The organism is Streptomyces omiyaensis (assembly GCF_014650895.1).
In the GTDB taxonomy this organism is placed as follows: Bacteria; Actinomycetota; Actinomycetes; order Streptomycetales; family Streptomycetaceae; genus Streptomyces; species Streptomyces omiyaensis.
Genome location: NZ_BMVV01000005.1, coordinates 86242 through 101464 on the forward strand (window position 1 = coordinate 86242; position 15223 = coordinate 101464).

The window sequence follows — 15223 nt, forward strand, 5'->3', positions numbered from 1 at the left end:
CGCGCCCTCGCCCGTCCGCCCCCGTGTCCGTTCGCCCCTTCGTCCGCAGGGAGTCCCGTTGAGCACGCATGGCACCGTCGCCCCCACCGGGCCGAGCGCGGCGGAGCACGTGCGCACCGTCCTGGCGCGCGCGGTCTCGCTGTCCCTCAGGACCGCCGGGCAGGAGTACGACCTGATCGGCATGCACACCGTCGGCCCCGACGGGGCCATCACCCTCCACCTCCGGAACGACACCCCGCCGGACCGTGACCCCGCCGAGGCGCCCCGCGGCGGCCGGGCCGCCCTGCTGGAGTTCACCGACATCGCCCCGGCCGCCGTCCGCCGCCGCGTACGGGCGAGGGTGAGCGTCTTCGGCCGCCTCACCCCGGCGGACGGCGACGACCTGCGCCTGGAGGCCACCCTCGTCCGGCTCGGCACTCCGGCGGGAGCGGTGGACGTGGGACCCGGGGAACTGGCCCGGGCGGAGGCCGACCCCCTCGCCGTCGAGGAGGCCGCCCTGCTGACCCATCTCGCCGACGCCCACGCCGACCTGACGCGGCGGCTGCCGGCCCTGGCCGGACACCGGCTTCCCGCCGGCGTCGTCCGGGTCGTTCCCTACGCCCTGGACAGCCGCTCGCTCACGCTCCGCTGCGAGTACGACGGCGGCCACCGCGACCTCCGTCTGCCGTTCCCGGCCCCCGCCCGCGACGCCGCGGAGGCGGGCGAGCGGATCCGGCGGCTGCTGTCGGCGCCCTGCCGGTGCCCGCACCACTCCTCCGCGCGGTCCCGTCCCTGACGGAACCGCCGCCACCCCGTCCACGCCACGGCCGGCGCACCGCACGTCGCCGGCCCCACCCACCAGTTCGGTTCCACGGGCTCGACCACGAGCCGGTTCGCCGGGGAGGGACCCTTCATGGGCTTGCCTGTCATCGAGTCCTACCCCATGCCGGACCGGACCGCGCTCCCCCGCTCGTGCGCCTCCTGGAGCGTCGACCCCGCGCGGGCCGCGCTCCTCGTCCACGACATGCAGCACCACTTCGTCCGGGCCTTCCCCGCGGGGCGGTCGCCCGTCGTGGAACTCGTCGAGAACATCGCCGCGCTGCGGGAGCTCGCGGGCACGCTCGGCATGCCGGTCGTCTTCACCGCCGAACCGGCGGGCCAGTCGCCCGGCCGGCGCGGCCTCGTGGGCGAGGTGTGGGGCCCGGGCATCGGGGACGACCCCGAGGAGTCCGCGTTCGTGGCCCCGCTCGCCCCCCGCACCGGCGAGCACGTGCTGCCCCACGTGCGCGCCAACGCCTTCCTCCGCAGCCACCTCGGCCGCGTGCTCCGCGAGGAGGGCCGCGACCAGCTGATCGTCTGCGGCGTCTACGCCCACCTCGGCGTCCTGCTGACCGCGGCGGACGCCTTCATGAACGACATCCAGCCCTTCGTCGTCGCCGACGCCGTGGCGGACTTCTCCGCCGAGGAGCACGCCATGGCCCTGCGCTGGGCCGCGCGCAGCGGTGTGGTCTGCACGACCGACGCGCTCCTGCGCGACCTGCTGCTCGGCCGCGCCCCGCGCGACGCGTGACGGCGTCCCCTTTCCAACCGCACCTCGACAACAGGAGACGGAAGAACATGGCCCTACGGGTCGCGGTGGCCGGAGCCAGTGGCTACGCCGGCGGAGAGATCCTGCGTCTGCTCACCTCGCACCCCGAGGTGGAGATCGGCACCGTCACCGCGCACAGCAGCGCGGGCCGGACACTCGGGGAGGCACACCCGCAAGCGCACAGCCTGGCCGACCGGGTCCTGGAGGAGACCACGGCGGAGAACCTGTCCGGGCACGACGTGGTCTTCCTCGCCCTCCCGCACGGCCAGTCGGCCTCCCTGGCTGCGGAGTTGGCACCGGACACCCTCGTCATCGACTGCGGCGCCGACTTCCGCCTGCGCGATCCGGCCGCCTGGCGGCGGTTCTACGGCTCCGCGCACGCGGGCACGTGGCCGTACGGACTCCCCGAACTCCCGGGCGCCCGCGACGAACTCGAGGGCGCCACCCGCATCGCCGTCCCCGGCTGCTTCCCCACCGCGGTGACCCTGGCGCTGTTCCCCGCCTACACGCACCGCCTGGTGGAACCCGAGGCCGTGGTCGTCGCGGCCAGCGGCACCTCGGGCGCCGGACGGGCGCTCCGCCCCCATCTGCTCGGCGCCGAGGTGATGGGGTCGATGACGCCGTACGGGGTCGGCGGCGGTCACCGGCACACCCCCGAACTCACCCAGAACCTCTCCCTGGCGGCCGGCGAGCACGTGACCGTGTCCTTCACCCCCACGCTCGCCCCCATGCCGCGCGGCATCCTCGCCACCTGCTCGGCCCGGCTCCGGCCCGGCACCGCCGGCGGGAGCGAGGAGGAGGTGCGCGCGGTCTACGAGGCGGTCTACGCCGACGAACCGTTCGTCCAGGTGCTCCCGCCCGGCCGGTGGCCCTCCACCGCTTCGGTCCTCGGCTCCAACACCGCCCTGCTCCAGGTGGCCGTGGACCCCGGGGCGCGCCGCCTGATCTGTGTGAGCGCGATCGACAACCTGACCAAGGGCACCGCCGGTGGCGCGGTGCAGTGCATGAACGTCGCCCTCGGCCTGCCGGAGCGACTGGGCCTGCCCACGGACGGAGTGGCTCCGTGAGCGGACACCTCCCCACGCCCCCCGCGGGTGCGGGCCCGTCCGCGGATCCGCGGACGACGAAGCCAAGGTCCCCGCGCCACGCGGGCGAAGAAGCGAACGGAGAGGCACTGTGACCGTCACCGCTGCCCAGGGGTTCCTCGCGAGCGGCGTGGCCGCCGGGATCAAGGAGTCCGGGAGCCCCGACCTCGCCCTGGTGGTGAACCGGGGACCGTCCCGCGCCGCCGCCGGGGTGTTCACCTCGAACCGCGTGCAGGCGGCGCCGGTCCGCTGGTCCCGGCGCGTCCTCGCCGGCCGGCGGGTCTCCGCCGTCGTCCTCAACTCCGGCGGGGCCAACGCCTGCACCGGCGAGGCGGGCGCGCTCGACACCAGGGCCATGGCCGAACGCACGGCGGACGCGGTGGGCGTGGACCCGGACGAGGTCGCCGTCTGCTCCACCGGCCTGATCGGCGTCCGGCTGCCCATGGACCGCGTCCGGGCCGGCATAGGCACCGCGGCGGACGCGCTGTCGCCCCTCGGCGGCGGGGACGCCGCCAGGGCCGTCATGACGACGGACTCGGTGCACAAGACCGCCGCCGTCGCACGGTCCGGCTGGACGGTCGGCGGCATGGCGAAGGGCGCGGGCATGCTCGCCCCCGGACTCGCCACGATGCTCGTCGTCCTCACCACGGACGCCGACGCGAGCGGCGCGCTGCTCGACTCCGCGCTGCGCGCGGCCGTCCGCACGACCTTCGACCGGGTGGACTCGGACGGCTGCATGTCCACCAACGACACCGTCCTGCTGCTCGCCTCCGGCGCCTCGGGCGAGGTCCCGGACGCCGGCGAGTTCACCGAGGCCGTGCACGCCGTCTGCGCCGACCTGGCGCGGCAGCTCGTCGCGGACGCCGAAGGGGCGTCGAAGGAGATCGAGATCGAGGTGGTCGGCGCGGCCACGGAACGGGACGCCGTCACCGTCGGCCGCTCCGTGGCCCGCAACAACCTCCTCAAGTGCGCGCTGCACGGGGAGGACCCCAACTGGGGCCGGGTGCTCTCGGCGATCGGCACGACGGACGCCGTCTTCGACCCCGACCGGCTGGACGTGGCGATCAACGGCGTCTGGGTGTGCCGGGACGGCGCGGCGGGCGAGCCCCGGGAGAAGGCGGTCCTCTCCGGCCGCCGGATCACCGTCACGGTCGACCTGCGCGCCGGTGACGCCTCTGCGGTCGTCTGGACCAACGACCTCACGGCCGAGTACGTCCACGAGAACAGCGCCTACAGCTCGTGAGCGGGAGGGGGACACCGATGGGTACGACAGTCGCGCGCCCGGTCGCGCCGGCCGCCCCGCCGGCCGCGGCGGCCCGCTGGCGCGAGGAGCTGCGGGGCCGCACGGTCGTCGTGAAGTTCGGCGGCAACGCCATGGTGGACGGGGCGCTCCTGGAGGCGTTCGCCCGCGACGTCGTGGAGCTGTGGCGCGCCGGCGTGCGGCCGGTCGTGGTACACGGGGGCGGACCCCAGATCAGCGCCATGCTCGACCGGCTCGGTCTGGAGACCAGGTTCGAGGCGGGGCTGCGGGTGACGACGCCGGAGACCATGGACGTGGTCCGGATGGTGCTGACGGGGCGCATCCAGCGCGAACTCGTCGGGGCGATCAACGCCCACGGCCCGCTCGCCGTGGGCCTGTCGGGAGAGGACGCGCACACGCTCACCGCGGTGCGGCGCCGCGCCGAGGTCGACGGACGCCCCGTGGACATCGGCCTGGTGGGCGAGGTCGTGGCCGTGGCGCCGGACGCCGTCCGGGCCTTACTGGGCGGGGGCCGCATCCCGGTCGTCTCCCCGATCGCGCGGGGGGACGACCACCAGGTCTACAACGTCAACGCGGATCTCGCGGCCTCGGCGCTGGCGGTCGCGCTCGGCGCCGACCGGCTCGTGGTGCTCACCGACGTCCGGGGGCTGTACGCGGACTGGCCGCACAGCACCGAGGTGATCGAGCGGCTGACGGCCGCGGAGCTGGACGGACTGCTGCCGGGCCTCGCGAGCGGCATGCTGCCGAAGATGGAGGGCTGTCTGCGGGCGGTGCGCGCGGGCGTCGGCAGGGCCCAGGTCATCGACGGCCGGGTGCCGCACGCGCTCCTGGACGGCATCGCCGCCGAGCACGGCCCCGGCACGACGGTGGTGCCGGACGACACGACCGGGCCGGCCGGGCCCCGCGCCGAGGAGGACCACGCATGATTCCCGACAGCACGACGCCGGCGCTCGCCGACCGGTGGCGCGCGGCGATGATGGACACCTACGGCACTCCCCCGCTGGCCCTGGTCAGGGGTGAGGGCAGCACGGTGTGGGACGAGTCCGGGCGCGCGTACACCGACTTCACCGGCGGAATCGCGGTCAACGCCCTCGGCCACGCCCACCCGGCGTTCGTCACGGCCGTCCGCGACCAGGCCGCCCGGCTCGGGCACGTGTCGAACCTGTTCGTCTCCGAGCCTCCCGTCGCCCTCGCGGAGCGGCTCCTGGAGCTGCTGGGCGCCCCCGGGCGCGGGGGGCGGGTGTTCTTCGCGAACTCGGGGGCCGAGGCGGTCGAGGCCGCCTTCAAGATCGCCCGCAGGACGGGGCGTCCGCACCTGGTCGCGGCCGAGGGGGGCTTCCACGGGCGGACCGTGGGAGCGCTGGCCCTCACCGGCCAGCCCGCCAAGCGCGCGCCCTTCCTGCCCCTGCCGGGAGAGGTGACGCACGTCCCCTTCGGCGACGTGGCGGCGCTCCGCGCGGCCGTCACGGAGCGGACCGCGGCCGTGGTGCTCGAACCGGTCCAGGGCGAGGGCGGGGTCCTTCCCGCCCCCGAGGGGTACCTGCGCGCCGCGCGCGCGATCACCCGGGCCGCGGGCAGCCTCCTCGTCCTCGACGAGGTGCAGACCGGGATCGGCCGCACCGGCCGGTGGTTCGCGCACCAGGCGGACCCCGGCGTCGACCCCGATGTGGTCGTCCTGGCCAAGGGGCTCGGCGGCGGACTGCCGATCGGCGCCGCGGTCGCCTTCGGCGCGGCCGCGGAGCTGCTGACCCCCGGTCAGCACGGCTCCACCTTCGGCGGCAACCCCCTGGCGTGCGCGGCCGGGCTCGCGGTCCTGGAGACCATCGAGAAGGAAGGGCTGCTCGCCCGGGTCGCGCGGGTGGGAGCCCTGCTGCGGCGCGGCGTCGAGACGTCGGGGCACCCCCTGGTCCGCGAGGTGCGGGGGGCCGGGCTGCTCCTGGCGATCGTCCTCGCCGAGCCGGTCGCCGAGCGGGTCCGGCGGGCCGCGCAGGACGCCGGCTTCCTGGTGAACGCGGCGGGACCCGCCGTCGTCCGGCTGGCCCCCGCCCTGACGCTGGAGGAGGAAGAGGCCGCGGCCCTCGTGTCGGCCCTCCCCGGGATCCTCGACGCCTCGGCGGACGGCGGCACCTGACGGCGGCGCGAGCGGACGGGCCGTGACACCGCGGCCCGCCGGCGCGGCCGGCATCACGGCACCTCACCGGACGGGGCGACCCGCCCGGTGAGGTGCCGTCGGCATGCCCGCGGGACCGGGGGCGGAAGGACCGGACCCGGCGGGGCCACGGGACCGGGAGGCCGGACCCGGCAGAACCACCGCCGGAGGAGCCGGGCACGGCGGGGCCACACGACCGGAAGGCCGGACCCGGCAGGCCACGGACGGAGGGACCGAGCCCGCCGGAGCCACAGCGCGGAGGGGCCGGGCCGGTGCCGGCCCGGCGGGCGGGGTGCTACGCGCAGGGGCCGCCCGGGTAGTCGTCGGTCTCCGGGGCTCCGGCCGTCCGCATGCGGCGCAGGACTTCCGGGAGGAGCCGGTCGTCGACGTCGACCGGGAGGTTGGAGCTCCGGTCGAAGACCATCGGTTCGTCGGCGCCCGTGTGCCAGATGACCCAGCGCGGCGGCACGGCCGGGGGCTCCCACAGCTCGGCGAAGCGCTCCGGGAGGTTTCCGTCGCCGCTCACGGCCTGGCCTCCCCGGTGGCCTCGCGGCCGTCGACGACGGTCGACACGACCTCGATCCCGCCGATCCGGGAGGGGTCGACGCGCCGCGGGTCGTCCCCCAGCACGACGAGGTCGGCGCGCTTCCCCGGGGCGAGGACGCCCGCGCTGTCGTCCCAGCGGCAGGCGTACGCGCCGGCGACGGTGTAGGCCCGCAGCGCCTCGTCCACGGTGACGGCCTCGTCGGGTCCGATCGGCCGGCCGGAGACGGAGGTGCGCTCGACCATGAACTGGACGGCGCGCAGCGGGGAGCCGTCCGTGACGGGCCGGTCGGAGCTGCCGACGAGGGTCACGCCGTGGTCGAGGAAGCCGCGGCCCCGGTACATCCAGGGGGCCCGCCGCTCCCCCATGACGTCGGCGTAGTCGTCGCCGAAGTAGCGCAGGAAGTTGGGCTGGACCACCGCGCTGACGCCGAGCCGGGCGAAGCGCGGGAGCTGGTCGGGGCGGATCAGCCCGGCGTGCTCGACGCGGTGCCGGGCGTCGGGGCGGGGGCGCGCCTTCTGCGCCTGCTCCAGGGCGTCGAGGGCGAGGTCGGCCGCGCGGTCGCCGATGGCGTGCACGGCGAGCTGCCAGCCGGCGAGGTGGCCGTCCACGATGAGGTCGGTGAGCCGTTCGGGGTCGTCCTGGAGCTGTCCGGTGTGCTCCGTCCCCTCGTACGGCTCGGTGAGGGCGGCCGTCCGGGCCATCATCCCGCCGTCGGTGTAGATCTTGAGCGCGCCGACGGAGAGCCAGTCGTCGCCGAAGCCGGTGCGCAGACCGAGGTCGAGCGCGCGGGGTATGCCGTCGTGCTCGTGGGCGCGGACCGGCTTCAGGGTGTCGCCGCCGGGCATGAGCTGGACCCTCAGGGGCAGCCGGCCCTCGTCGCGCAGGAGCTGGTACGCGCCGAGCTCGACGGCGCTGTGCCCGAGCAGCCCTCCGCCGATGCCGGCCTCGGCGCAGGCCGTGATGCCCTCCGCGAGGCAGGCGCGGCCGGCGTGCTCGATGGCGTCGGCGAGCTCGGCCTGGGAGTACGGCAGCCGCAGCTTCCGCGCGGCGCCCATGGCGCCCTCCACGAGGAGGCCGTCCTCGTGGGGGACGTCGGCAGGGAGCAGGTCGAGCACCGCGGTGTTGACGACGCAGGCGTGGCCGGAGTCGTGCATGAGGAAGATCCGGCGCCCGTGGCCGACCCGGTCCAGTTCGGCGGCGGTGAGGTGCCGGCCGAGGACCCGCTGGTCGTAGCCGCCGATGGCGACCCAGGAGCCGGGTCCGCCGCCGCGCGTGGCCGCCTCCTCCACGGCCCGGAGGACCTCCTCCACGCGGGTGAGCCCGGCGATGCTGGGGGTGCGCGCCTTGAGTCCGGCCCACGAGAGGTGCACGTGGCTGTCGATGAACCCCGGCAGCACGGTGGCCCCCTGGAGGTCGACGACCTCCCGGGCGGGCAGCGAGGTCACGGCCTCGTCCACGCCGACGACGCGGCCCCGCCAGATGCCCAGGTCGCGGGCGACCGGGTGGTCCGGGTCCATGGTGAGGATGTTCGCGTTCGTCAGCCTCGTACAGAGCATCATGGGCTGTCCGTCCTAACGGGGTTCGGCCATCACGGATTCGGGCGACCGGCCGTGCCCTTCGCCGTCCTCGGGCGCGAACCGCCGGGGTGCGGCGGGGATCATGAGGGGGGTGCCGGTCTCGGGGTCGTCGATGATGCGGCAGGCCAGGCCGAAGACGTCCTCGACGAGTTCCGCGGTCATGACGTCGGCGGGGGCGCCTTCGGCGGCGACGGTGCCGCCGGGGCGCATGACGACGAGGTGGGTGGCGTAGCGGCAGGCCTGGTTGAGGTCGTGCAGGACGGCGACGACGGTGTGGCCCTTGCGGGCGTGGAGGTCGGCGCAGAGGTCGAGGACGTCCACCTGGTGGGCGATGTCGAGGAAGGTGGTGGGCTCGTCGAGGAGGAGCAGCGAGGTCTGCTGGGCGAGGACCATGGAGAGCCAGACGCGCTGGCGCTGGCCGCCGGAGAGGTCGTCGACGGGCCGGTCGGCGAGTTCGAGGACGCCGGTCTGCCGCATGGCGTCGACGACGGCCGTCTCGTCGTCGGCGGACCACTGCTTGAGGAGCCCCTGGTGGGGGTAGCGGCCGCGGGCGACGAGGTCGCCGACGGTGATGCCGCCGGGGGCCGTGGAGGTCTGCGGGAGGAGTCCGATGCGGCGGGCGACCTCGCGGGAGCGGTACGAGGCGATGGCGGCGCCGTCGAGGTAGACCTGCCCGTGGCGGGGCTTCAGCATCCGGGCGAGCGCCTTGAGGAGGGTGGACTTGCCGCAGGCGTTGGGTCCGATGATGACGGTGAAGGAGTGGTCCGGGATGTCGACGCCGAGGTGGGTGGCGACCGTCCGCTGGTCGTAGGAGAGCGTCAGGTCCTCGGCGCGCAGCCGGGGCGTGGGGGTGTGCGTTGCTGTCATGCGCGGCTCTTTCGCGACTCGGTGATCAACAGCCAGATCAGGTACAGCCCGCCGATGGTGCCGGTGGCCGTGCCGACGGGGAGGAGGGCCGGGGCGAACAGGCGCTGGGCGGCGAGGTCGCTGCCGGCGAGGAGCAGCGCGCCGGTGAGCGCGGCGGGCAGCAGGGCGGGGCCGGCGGTGCGGGTCAGGCGCCGGGCGAGCTGGGGCGCGGCCAGGGCGATGAACCAGATCGGGCCGGTCACGGCGGTGGCGAAGGCGGCCAGGGCGACGCTGACGACGAGGAGCGTCGCGCGGGTGCGGGTGACGTCCACGCCGAGGGCGGTGGCGGTGAGGTCGCCCATCTCGACCATGGAGAGCCGGCGGGAGAGGACGAAGGCGGGCGGGAGGAGGACCGCGCAGGCCAGGAGGATGGCCTGGGCGTGGATCCAGCCGCGGTTGCCGAGGCTGCCGATCAGCCACGCCTGGGCCTCCAGGGCCTCCTGGAAGGTCGCCCGGGTGATCAGGTAGGAGTTGACGGCGAGGAGGAGGGCGCTGACGCCGATGCCGGTGACGATCAGGCGGAAGCCGTGCAGTCCGCGGCCGAGCATGAGGAGGTGGACGGCGGCGGCGGTGGCGAGGCCTCCGACGAGGGCGCCGGCCGCGATCTGGGTCATGCTGCCGTGCATCAGGATGATGACGGTGAGCGCGCCGACGGCCGAACCGTTGGTGAAGCCGATGACGTCCGGGCTGCCCAGCGCGTTGCCGGTCAGGCTGGTCAGGAGCGCGCCGCTGACGGCGAGGGCGGCGCCGACCGCGAGGGCGGTGAGCAGGCGGGGCAGGCGCAGGGTGTTGACGATGAAGTCGGCGCCGCCCGAGTCCTGTCCGGCCAGTGCCCGGACGACCTCGCCGACGGACAGCTCGTAGTCGCCGGTCGTGAGGCTGACGAGCGCGACCGCGACCAGGGCGGCGAGGGCCGCGGCCGTCACGACGAGGGCCCGGCCCCGTACCCGTACCGACAGTCCGCCGGCGCGCAGGACGGTTCCGGTGATCACGCGCGGCCGGTGGACCCGGCGGCCTGCGGCGGTCGCGGGCGCCGGAGGGGCGGGGGGCGTGTCGTGTGCGGTGCTCACAGCATGACCAGCTTTCGGCGTCGGCACAGCGCGAGGAAGACGGGTGCGCCCAGGAACGCGGTGACGATGCCCACCTGGACCTCGCCCGGCGCGCCCATCACCCGGCCCAGGACGTCCGCGCCGATGAGCAGGACGGGGGCGAGCAGCATCGAATAGGCGAGCACCCAGCGCTGGTCCGGGCCGACGACGAAGCGCGCGAGGTGCGGGACGACGAGGCCGACGAAGGCGATCGGTCCGGCGGCGGCGGTCGCGGCGCCGCAGAGCAGCATGACGCCGACGGCGCCGAGGATCCGGGTCCGGTGGACGTTCACGCCCAGCGCCCGGCCCATCTGGTCGCCCAGGGCGAGGGCGTTGAGCGAGGGGCCGAGCAGCAGGGCGATCACCAGTCCGGTCGCCACGAACGGCAGGACCACGTACACGACGTCGAGGTACCGGCCGGCGAGCGAGCCCACCGTCCAGAAGCGGAACTGGTCGAAGGCGCGCGGGTTCAGCAGCAGGACCGCCGAGTTGAAGGCGTACAGCACCGCCGTCACCGCGGCGCCGGCGACCACCAGGCGGTCGGGGGTCGCGAGCTGGCGTCCGGCCGAGCCGAGCAGGTGGACGACCGCGGAGGCGAGGGCCGCGCCGAGGAAGGCGAACCACACGTACCCGAGGACGGATCCCACCCCCAGGAAGGCGATGGCGACGACGACGCCGGCGGAGGAGCCGAGGCTGATGCCGAGCAGTCCCGGTTCCGCGAGCGGGTTGCGGGTCAGCGCCTGCATGAGCGCGCCCGACAGTCCCAGGGCCGCGCCGACGAGCAGTCCGAGCAGGGTCCGGGGGATGCGGTAGTCGTGGATGATGACCGAGGTCTCGGATCCGTCGGGGTTCCAGAGCGCGCTCCACGTGGCGGAGAACGCGATCCCCCGCGTGCCCGTCCACACGCTCAGCAGACCCACCAGGACCAGCGCGGCCAGGACGACGAGCAGTCCGGCGCCCCGCAGCGCGGTGGCGCCGCGGCGTGGTGCGGGCAGGGCGGCGGGGGCGGCCTCCGCGTCGGACACCGCCCGGATTTCGACCGGCAACGACTTTTCCCCCTGACGGCGGTGCGCGCGTACCACGGGCGTTCGCGCGCTGTAGGGATGAGGTGGCGGTTCGACGCACCCGAGGCTTGCAACTTAGGCGAGGCTAACCGAACGTGGTCGGTGGGTCAACGCGCCTGCGCGCAGGGCGAGATGGCCCGTCAGGGCGCTCACCCGCAGGAACGTTCGGCCGCACCACGCCTGCTCGACCTTCAGGATAGCCTTACCTAACTTTCCCATGACTCCGGATGGAGGGTCCCATGCCCGTTGGAGGACCGACCGGAGGACTCGTCCTCCGCGAGGCGATCAGAGGCCAGCGCCGAAGGGTCGTCCCGGCGTCCGCGCTCGGCATGATCCACCAGGCGTGCGAGGCGCTGGTCCCCGTGGTCATCGGCGCCGCCATCGACTCGGCGTTCGCCACCGGCTCCACCCAGGCCCTGCTGCGCTGGCTGCTGCTCCTGGGCGTCCTCTTCCTCGTGCTGTCCACCTGCTACCGGACGAGCGCCAGGATCGCCGAGGGCGCCGGGGAACACGCCGCCCACCGGCTCCGCCTCGAACTCGGCGCCCGCGTCCTCGACCCGCGCGGCGGCGCCGACGCCGACCGCCTGCCCGGCGCGCTCACCAGCATCGCCACCAACGACGCCCGCCGCGTCGGCTCCGTCGCCACCGTGCTCCCCTACGGCTGCGCGGCGATCGCCGCGCTCGTGGTCAGCGCCGTCGCCCTGCTGAGGATCTCCGTCCCGCTCGGCCTGCTCGTCCTCCTCGGCATCCCGCCCCTGCTCTGGCTCGGCCACCGCATCAGCCGGCCCCTGGAGCAGCGCAGCGAGACCGAGCAGGAGAGCGCCGCGCACGCCTCCGGCGTCGCCGCCGACCTGGTCTCCGGCCTCCGCGTCCTCAAGGGCATGGGCGCCGAGTCCGCGGCCGTGGCCCGCTACCGCACCACCAGCCAGGAGTCACTGGCCGCGGCGCTGCGGGCGGCCCGCAGCCGCGCCGGCCACGAAGGCGCGCTCCTCGCCCTGACCGGCGTCTTCATCGCGGTCATCGGCATCGTCGGCGCCTACCTGGCGATGAACGGCAGCATCAGCGTCGGCGACCTGGTCGCCGCGGTCGGACTCGCGCAGTTCCTCCTCGCCCCCTTCCAGCTCCTCGCCTACGCCAACGCCGAGTTCGCCCAGGCCCGGGCCTCCGCCCGCCGCATCGCCGAGGTCCTCGCCTCCCCCGCCGCCGTCACCGGCGGCGAGCGGACCCCCGACGGCGCCACCGCCGGGCACGTCCGGCTGCGCAACGTCCACCTGGGCGACCTGCGCGGGGTCGACCTCGACCTCCCGGCCGGCAGCCTCACCGGCGTCGTGACCCGCGATCCGGCCGCCGCCCAGGACCTCCTCCTCGCCCTCGCCCGCGAGACGGACCCCTCCGACGGGCACGTCGAACTCGACGGCGTGCCGCTGACCGAGCTCGACCCGGACCTGCTGCGCCGCCGCGTGCTCGTCTCCCCCCACGACGCCGACCTGTTCGAGAGCAGCCTCCTGGACAACGTGCGGGCGGGGGCCGCCGGCCCGGAGTCGGTCGAGGCCGCCCTGACCGCCTCCACGGCGGACGAGGTGACCCGGCTGCTGCCGGACGGCGGGGACACGGTGCTCGCCGAGCGCGGCCGGTCCCTCTCCGGCGGGCAGCGCCAGCGCGTCGCGCTCGCCCGGGCGCTCGCCACCGACCGCCCGGTCCTCGTCCTGCACGACCCCACCACGGCCGTGGACACGGTCACCGAGTCCCGGATCGCCGCCCGCCTGCGGGAGAGCCGCCGGGGGCTGACCACCGTCCTGGTCACGACCAGTCCGGCGCTCCTCGCGGTGACGGACCGGGTGGTCGTCCTCGACGGGGGGACCGTGACGGCCGAGGGACGGCACGCCGAACTCGTCACCGCGAACGAGACCTACCGCAGGGCGGTGCTCGCATGACCGCCCTGCACGACGACCGCGCGGACGTCACGGAGACCACGCCCCCGACCGGCGACACGCAGACGGAGACCGACATGAGCGGAACCAGCACGGACCACGCGGGCCGCGCGCTCCTCCCGACGGCCGGCGGCGCGGAGAGCCTGGCGGCGCTGCGGGTGATCCTGCGCGGCCACCGGCTCCTGGCCGTCGCCGCCGCCCTCGTGCTCGTCGCCGGCACCGGGATCGGCCTGCTGACCGCCCCGCTGCTCGGCCACATCGTCGACCTCGTGGTGGAGCGCGAGGGACCGCGGGCCCTGACGGTCCCGCTGGTCCTGCTCGTCGTGGTGGCCCTGGCGCGGGGCGCCGCGGCCGTGGCCGGCGGCGTGCTGGTGGCCCGGCTCGGCGAGACGGTGCTCGCCACCGTGCGCGAGCGGTTCATCGAGCGGGCGCTGCGGCTGCCCCTCGAACGCGTCGAGGCGGCCGGCTCCGGGGACCTGGTCTCCCGGGTCACCAGCGACGTCTCCATGATCGCCAAGTCGGTGCGCCAGGCGCTCCCGGAGTTCACCCGCTCCGCGCTGACGATCGTCCTCACCCTGGCCGGCCTCGCCGTCCTGGACTGGCGGTTCCTGCTGGCCGCGCTCCTCGCGGTGCCCGTCCAGATCCTGTCCGTCCGCTGGTACCTGCGCCGGGCCGCGCCCGTGTACGCGAAGCACCGCGTCGCCACCGGAGCGCTCCAGCACCAGCTGCTCGACAGCATCGGCGGGGTGCGCACCGTACGGGCCTTCCGGCTCAACGGGCCGCACGCCGCGCTCCTGGAGGAGCGGTCGGGGGCCGCGCGCGACGTGGCGCTGCGCGGGCTGCACATCGTCACCGGGTTCTTCTCCCGGCTGAACCTGGCCGAGTTCCTCGGCCTCGCCGCCATGCTCGGCACCGGCTTCCTCCTCGTCCGGAACGGGTCCGTGAGCATCGGCACCGCCACCGCCGCCGCCCTGTACTTCCACAGCCTCTTCAACCCGGTCAACGCCGCCCTCTACCTCATCGACGACGCCCAGTCCGCCGGCGCGAGCTTCGCCCGCCTCATCGGCGTGGCGAACCTGCCCGCCGAGCGGACCCCGGAGGGCGGGAGGGCACCGGCCGACGGCGCCGTCCGGGTGACCGGCCTCGGCCACGCGTACGCCGACGGACGCCCGGTGCTGTCCGGCATCACCCTCGACGTGCGCGGCGGGGAGCGGGTGGCGCTGGTCGGTGCGAGCGGCGCGGGCAAGACCACCCTGGCCAAGGTCATCGCCGGCATCCACACGCCGACCGCCGGATCGATCTCCCTCGGCGGGGTCGACGTGCGCGAGCTGGGCCCGGAGGGCGTCCGGCGCGCGGTGACCCTCATCAGCCAGGAGGTGCACGTCTTCGCCGGTCCGCTCGGCGCCGACCTGCGCCTGGCCCGGCCGGACGCCACCGACGAGGAGCTGCGGCGCGCCCTCGCCACGGTGGGCGCCCTCGACTGGGCGGAGGCCCTGCCCGAGGGCCTCGCCACCGTGGTGGGCGAGGGCGGCCACCGGCTGACGGTCGCGCAGGCCCAGCACGTGGCGCTGGCGCGGCTGGTGCTGGCGGATCCGCCGATCGCCATCCTGGACGAGGCGACCGCCGACGCGGGCAGTGCCGGCGCCCGGGTGCTGGAGGAGGCGGCCGAGCGCGCCCTGGAAGGCCGTACCGGCGTGGTCGTCGCCCACCGCCTCCCCCAGGCGGCCGCCGCCGACCGGGTCGTCGTCCTCGACGGGGGCAGGGTCGTCGAGACCGGCACCCACACCGAACTGGTCGCGGCCGGAGGCCGGTACGCGGAGCTGTGGGCCGCGTGGTCGGACAGCCGGCAGGAGGCGGACGTCCCGTTGGCGACGGGCGCGCGGGCGGCCGGTCACGCCACCGCGGACGTGCCCGCGCCCGGCCCCTCGGACCGCTCCGAGGCCGGTTCCGCGCTCGGCGGGGGCCGGTAGGCCCCCCGCCCGGCGGGCCGTCCGCACCGGCCCCCACGCACGACCGCGGCCCGCGGAGGTCTCCCTCCGCGGGCCGCG

Annotated in this window: 13 protein-coding genes; 8 read left to right on the top strand and 5 right to left on the bottom strand. The window is 75.6% G+C overall.

Annotated elements, in window-relative coordinates; all coding sequences use genetic code 11:
* The first annotated feature begins 58 nt into the window (after positions 1 to 58).
* The 6 genes from IE287_RS10680 to IE287_RS10705 all read left to right on the top strand — a co-directional run bounded on the left by IE287_RS10680 (position 59) and on the right by IE287_RS10705 (position 6044).
* A complete protein-coding gene (locus IE287_RS10680) occupies positions 59 to 775 on the top strand; it encodes a DUF2470 domain-containing protein (protein ID WP_189848722.1) in 717 nt (238 codons plus the stop codon).
* A 117-nt stretch (positions 776 to 892) separates the two neighbouring features.
* On the top strand, positions 893 to 1549 hold the full coding sequence (locus IE287_RS10685) for an isochorismatase family protein (protein WP_189848723.1): 657 nt from the start codon (positions 893 to 895) through the stop codon (positions 1547 to 1549).
* 47 nt (positions 1550 to 1596) lie between these two features.
* Positions 1597 to 2634 (top strand): N-acetyl-gamma-glutamyl-phosphate reductase, encoded by a 1038-nt coding sequence (argC, locus tag IE287_RS10690; protein WP_189848724.1) that lies wholly within the window; start codon positions 1597 to 1599, stop codon positions 2632 to 2634.
* Between the two features lie 109 nt (positions 2635 to 2743).
* A complete protein-coding gene (gene argJ / locus IE287_RS10695) occupies positions 2744 to 3895 on the top strand; it encodes a bifunctional glutamate N-acetyltransferase/amino-acid acetyltransferase ArgJ (RefSeq protein WP_189848725.1) in 1152 nt (383 codons plus the stop codon).
* Positions 3896 to 3912: 17 nt separating this feature from the next.
* The gene (argB, locus tag IE287_RS10700; RefSeq protein ID WP_189848726.1) at positions 3913 to 4839 is read left to right on the top strand and encodes an acetylglutamate kinase; all 927 of its coding nucleotides are present in this window, start codon (positions 3913 to 3915) and stop codon (positions 4837 to 4839) included.
* Entirely contained in the window at positions 4836 to 6044 is a 1209-nt protein-coding gene (locus IE287_RS10705; RefSeq protein WP_189848727.1) for an acetylornithine transaminase, read from the top strand. The genes argB and IE287_RS10705 overlap by 4 nt, the downstream gene beginning before the upstream one ends.
* Positions 6045 to 6357: 313 nt before the next feature.
* On the opposite strand, the gene IE287_RS10710 is transcribed toward IE287_RS10705, so the two are convergent.
* The 5 genes from IE287_RS10710 to IE287_RS10730 form a co-directional block, all read right to left on the bottom strand.
* Positions 6358 to 6588: a hypothetical protein gene (locus IE287_RS10710; RefSeq protein WP_189848728.1), complete on the bottom strand. Its 231-nt coding sequence runs from the start codon at positions 6586 to 6588 to the stop codon at positions 6358 to 6360.
* Positions 6585 to 8165 (bottom strand): amidohydrolase, encoded by a 1581-nt coding sequence (locus IE287_RS10715; RefSeq protein WP_189848897.1) that lies wholly within the window; start codon positions 8163 to 8165, stop codon positions 6585 to 6587. Before IE287_RS10715 ends, IE287_RS10710 begins: the two co-directional genes overlap by 4 nt.
* Positions 8166 to 8180: 15 nt before the next feature.
* Positions 8181 to 9053: an ABC transporter ATP-binding protein gene (locus tag IE287_RS10720; RefSeq protein WP_189848729.1), complete on the bottom strand. Its 873-nt coding sequence runs from the start codon at positions 9051 to 9053 to the stop codon at positions 8181 to 8183.
* Positions 9050 to 10084, bottom strand: a complete 1035-nt coding sequence (locus IE287_RS10725) for a FecCD family ABC transporter permease (RefSeq protein WP_229883395.1) — start codon at positions 10082 to 10084, stop codon at positions 9050 to 9052. Before IE287_RS10725 ends, IE287_RS10720 begins: the two co-directional genes overlap by 4 nt.
* A gap of 74 nt (positions 10085 to 10158) precedes the next feature.
* Positions 10159 to 11226 carry a FecCD family ABC transporter permease gene (locus IE287_RS10730; protein ID WP_189848731.1) on the bottom strand — a complete coding sequence of 356 codons (1068 nt, stop codon included), beginning with the start codon at positions 11224 to 11226 and terminating at the stop codon, positions 10159 to 10161.
* Between the two features lie 257 nt (positions 11227 to 11483).
* Between IE287_RS10730 and IE287_RS10735 the strand changes: the two genes are divergently transcribed.
* Together IE287_RS10735 and IE287_RS10740 are read left to right on the top strand one after the other, a co-directional pair.
* A complete protein-coding gene (locus IE287_RS10735; protein WP_189848732.1) occupies positions 11484 to 13178 on the top strand; it encodes an ABC transporter ATP-binding protein in 1695 nt (564 codons plus the stop codon).
* Positions 13175 to 15145, top strand: a complete 1971-nt coding sequence (locus IE287_RS10740) for an ABC transporter ATP-binding protein (protein WP_373307828.1) — start codon at positions 13175 to 13177, stop codon at positions 15143 to 15145. The genes IE287_RS10735 and IE287_RS10740 overlap by 4 nt, the downstream gene beginning before the upstream one ends.
* Positions 15146 to 15223 lie beyond the last annotated feature (78 nt).

What these genes read in the sequence shown, in the direction of transcription:
- IE287_RS10735 (WP_189848732.1), top strand. Translation starts at nt 11,484, where the DNA reads ATGCCCGTTGGAGGACCGACCGGAGGACTCGTCCTCCGCGAGGCGATC.
- argC (WP_189848724.1), top strand. Translation starts at nt 1,597, where the DNA reads ATGGCCCTACGGGTCGCGGTGGCCGGAGCCAGTGGCTACGCCGGCGGA.
- IE287_RS10705 (WP_189848727.1), top strand. Translation starts at nt 4,836, where the DNA reads ATGATTCCCGACAGCACGACGCCGGCGCTCGCCGACCGGTGGCGCGCG.
- argB (WP_189848726.1), top strand. Translation starts at nt 3,913, where the DNA reads ATGGGTACGACAGTCGCGCGCCCGGTCGCGCCGGCCGCCCCGCCGGCC.
- IE287_RS10685 (WP_189848723.1), top strand. Translation starts at nt 893, where the DNA reads ATGGGCTTGCCTGTCATCGAGTCCTACCCCATGCCGGACCGGACCGCG.
- IE287_RS10720 (WP_189848729.1), bottom strand. Translation starts at nt 9,053, where the DNA reads ATGACAGCAACGCACACCCCCACGCCCCGGCTGCGCGCCGAGGACCTG.
- IE287_RS10715 (WP_189848897.1), bottom strand. Translation starts at nt 8,165, where the DNA reads ATGCTCTGTACGAGGCTGACGAACGCGAACATCCTCACCATGGACCCG.
- IE287_RS10740 (WP_373307828.1), top strand. Translation starts at nt 13,175, where the DNA reads ATGACCGCCCTGCACGACGACCGCGCGGACGTCACGGAGACCACGCCC.